The following is a 3,953-nucleotide window of genomic DNA, read 5'->3' on the forward strand; positions in this document are numbered from 1 at the left end:
GCCAACGCCCCCGCATCCCGCGCCTTGCGCCATTCCACGATGTGCGCCGAGTACAGCCGCTCCCGGCGCAGGATCACACCTTTCGCGCCCGGCGATGTCGCCGCCTCGTACTCTGCCAGAATCCGCGACTTGTACGCCGCGGTGAACGACCGGCGCCGCGCCCTCGCCGGTACCTCCGGGTCCGGCCCACCTTCCCGGCCACCTCCGCCAGCCACCCTGCCATCATCAACCAGNCCCGGCCCGGCTGTCAGCCCTACAGACACGAACATCCACTCCCTACCGCCCTAGTCAGTGAATACTAGACATCCACCGCCTCGGACCAGCTTGGCAGGTAGGGCGCGACCGGCGCAGTCGGTAGGCCGATACCACACTCTGACACGCGGGCAGGCAGGAAGTAGAGCGGGCGATCAGGCAAGAAGGTAGGTGGGTGGGCGGCAGCCCGCGGGACCACCACGCTGGCACCGCCAGCGGGACCGGCTCAGGCCGCGCGGACAAGAAGACCGAGCCCAGCACGGTCGGGTGCGGGACCGTCGGGGCCAACATGGCGGAGCCTCCGAGCGTGGCGCTCGGAGGCTCCATGGGGCGTGAGACGCGGTCTCAGTCCTCGGAGGTAAGCGCCACCGGTCGGTCACGATGGGCGAGGTCATCGCGGATGGCATCGCAGCGTTCGAACAGTTCGCGTNCTTCCACGCGGGCAGCGTCCCGGACCCTGCGCACGGCCCTGCCGGATCCGTACTTGCCGCCGTACATCTGCTGCGCCACGGTCGAGAAAGGGCCGGCACGGCCGAGGTCATCGGCGCGGTTGGCCACATCCATGATCTTCCCGAGAGTCGGGAACTCGTGTCCGTCGCCCCATGCCGCAGCGAAGATCGTTTCTGACATGCCCGCGAGGAACGTGACGGAGGCCAGATACCGGGCACGCTGCTCGGCTGCTTCGGGTGTGGTGGTCTCGGAAGAGGGCTTCGGGGGCCGGTAGCCGTTGCGCTGGGCAGCGGCCTGCACAGCCCACTTGCGGATCAGGGCACGGTCCGCGAGGAACATCTCTCCGTCCTTGGGCTGGTACTGCCACCGGTCTGGTTCGCGGGTGGCCACGTCGACCGAGGCCACCACGCAGGTACGAATGATCACGCCGAGTCGACGGGCGAAGATCAGTATCGCGTCCTGGGCGACGTCGTCGGACACGTCGTCGCTGCCGTAGGTCCCGCGCCCGTCCCGGGCGATCGTTGCCGAGCCGTCGGCGCGCTTGCGGGACCGGGACGCGTCGATCTTCCAGCAGTACCGGTGCGCGTGCTCGGAGAGCGCGCGGCGGTCCGCTTCGGTTACCCGCGCCATGTCTTCCACTGTGACGGCTTCACCGGCAACGGTCGAAGGAATGTCCCGCGAAAACGCAGGGGACATGAAGGCGTGCGACATGAAGGACTCCATGCGAGAGGGGGGATTTAGCGCCGCGTGCTGGGCGCAACGCGCCGATATCTAATAATCCCTCCCGCGCCCACGGAAATCAATACCTTCTGACGTCAAATTCCAGCCCTTTTTCGGTGATCCTTGGGGACGCGTTTCCGCAGGTCAGCCGCCAATTTCCGGAAAGACGGTGACAGTGAAAGGAGAAGGGAAAGTGGTGGGGCGCGTGCCGGCGTATTGCGGGACAACTTAAAGAAAGGGAAGAAGGTAAAGGGAAAATAGAATCGAACTCGACATGAGGGGGTGGTAGTCAATCCACCCAGGGACATAAACGTGAGCTGACAGCCGTTCGGCCAGGCTCGCCGCGGGGCCCGCCTCCTCCGGTCCCGACTATTTTCCAAAACTCCCGAGGGAGTCAGTCGGGCTGTTCTTGGGCGGTGCCAGCGGGCCGGTGACCTGGGCCTATGTGCCCTGGTGGGGTCGCTTCTCAAATGGGAGACCGGGATGGCTAGCGGACGGGCCCACGGTCGGGAAGGGGGTATGCCGTGAGGTTTCGGATCTTGTTGTGTGCGGCTGCCTGTCGTGGGTGGGGGGACAGCGAACGGCCTGCCCTACTGGGCAAGCCTGCTGGTCACGGCCCGGCTGGCCTCTCGCTGTGGAGGCCGCTGGCAGTGCCAGCGGCCTCTACGGGCGCCGGCGGCCGGCGCACAGGTGGTTCGCCAGGTAACGGCAATTCCTTTACACGGACTCGCCATTCCGCTCCGATCCCTACAGCGCCAGCGGGGATCGGGGTCCACGGGAGCCCGGAAAGGGCGTGCGGCTCAGCCTACGCCTCACCGGCAGGCCAGCTAGCGCTACCACAGCCCTGTGGCCCGCCGGGCAACTCTGCTCTGCCCGGACCAGCCCCCAGGGGTTCCGACCTCGGACCCGTCTACGACACCGCTGGTGGGGCAGGTCCTCCCGGAGTGCTTGACCTATGTATTGCCGGCGGCGGGACGTACGTGGCGAATACAGCGGATGCGCGCGACACCACTCGTCCAGTCAGCTTCGCCAGCCCGACGGAATGCGCGGCTTGCAGGCGCGCCGCCGAAAGCGCTCGACCCTGAGCGCGGAATTATCCGTCAAACATCGGCGGCTGCGCCTGGGCGCGGCCTGTGCTCAGCCCCCGCCCGTCGTGAGCGCGGGAACGTCGATCACCCGGACCTGCACCGTCGACGTCGTCGTCAGCCCGGGGAACGCGCCGGTCTGGCCCGCGCCCGTCCACGTCACATCCCAGCGCACCGTCGCGGTGACCGTGAACGTCCCGCCCGGCTCGTCCAGCGACCGATGCCGGTAGGTGTAGCCGCAGTCCGGCGACGCACTGTTCGGATCGGTTCCGGCCGGGAACGGCGTGCCCGACCCCGTGCAGGTGACTGTCCCGCCGTCCCCCAACGACCAGACCACCCCCACAGGCTTGGCGACCGCGGTCACCGCCACCCCACCCGCCGCCGCTGTCGCAGCGACCGGGTTCCACCCGGCCGCATCCAGCCACAGCCACGTCGGCAGCTGCACCAGCTGGTCGCGGACCGGGCTCATCGAGATCGCCGGACCCGCAAGCCCCAAATGATCCCGGGCCTGCGCTGCCAGCGCCTGCGGATCCACCGCTGGCCCCGGAGCCGGCGGGTCGGCCAGCCAGACCGGGGGCCGGTACAGCGCATCACGGACACCGTCGGTGGTGCACTGGTAGAGGTACCACGCTCCCGAGCCCTGCCCCGCCTGGGAGGCCACCACCTCCACCGACAGCCCAGCCTGTGCCACCGCCGCCCGCACGACCAAGCCCCCGCGCGCCGGCCGCCGGTAACCGACCGGCTGCACGCTCGCGGGAGGCTGGTAGTCACTACGGACGTAGGCGCACTTCGCCGTCTCCGGCGGCGTGAGATTCCGGTCGCCCGGCGCGGCACTTCTGCTCTGGCCGCCGCCCGAGGCGCCCGGCGCCGAGCGCCGCGGAGCGGCAGGAGCCGCCGGGGACGTTCTTCCGCCCGCGAACAGCTCGCAGCCCGGATGCGGGTTCTGATCGCAGTTCACCGCCCCGTAAAACCCTTGATCGTCCGGGCCTGTCGTTGCCGACGACGCCGCGATCGCGGGCGCGATCCCACCAAGACACACCGCCGCCAGGACGGCGAGGACGCCTCCGGCCCGGACTAGTAGACCGTCGCCACTAATGTTTGGGGTATAGGTGGCGGAGTTTGGTGCGGGCGTCGGCGGTGGTGAAGTGCCAGTGGACTTGGCGCTGGTCGGCGTTGACGGCTGTCTGCCAGGCGGCGAGTTCGGTGTTGAGCACGTCGAGGTCGTCGATGCGGCGGTCGAGGCATTGGCGGGTCAGTGCGGCCAGTTCGATCTCGGCGATGTTGAGCCAGGAGCCGTGTTTGGGGGTGTGGTGGATCTCGAGGCGCCCGGCGAGAGCGAACGCGACGGCGGGGTCGAAGGCCTCGTAGAGCGAGGCGATGCCGTGGGTATTGAGGTTGTCCATGACCAGCACCACCCGCTCGGCGTGGGGGTAGTCGATGGTCAGC

General features: G+C 68.6%; 2 protein-coding genes and 1 pseudogene. All 3 read right to left on the minus strand.

Features of this window, described 5'->3' with window-relative positions:
* Window positions 1-215, minus strand: a pseudogene (locus UK82_RS34285) (hypothetical protein); the annotation flags it as partial.
* Between the two features lie 2,344 nt (window positions 216-2,559).
* Complete coding sequence (locus UK82_RS30425; RefSeq protein ID WP_236706628.1) at window positions 2,560-3,465, minus strand: ATP/GTP-binding protein; 906 nt, start codon at window positions 3,463-3,465, stop codon at window positions 2,560-2,562.
* Window positions 3,466-3,598: 133 nt separating this feature from the next.
* A partial coding sequence (locus tag UK82_RS30430; RefSeq protein WP_173667381.1) for a transposase occupies window positions 3,599-3,953 on the minus strand: 355 nt, incomplete at its 5' end.

Source organism: Frankia sp. ACN1ag (genome assembly GCF_001414035.1).
In the GTDB taxonomy this organism is placed as follows: domain Bacteria; phylum Actinomycetota; class Actinomycetes; order Frankiales; family Frankiaceae; genus Frankia; species Frankia torreyi.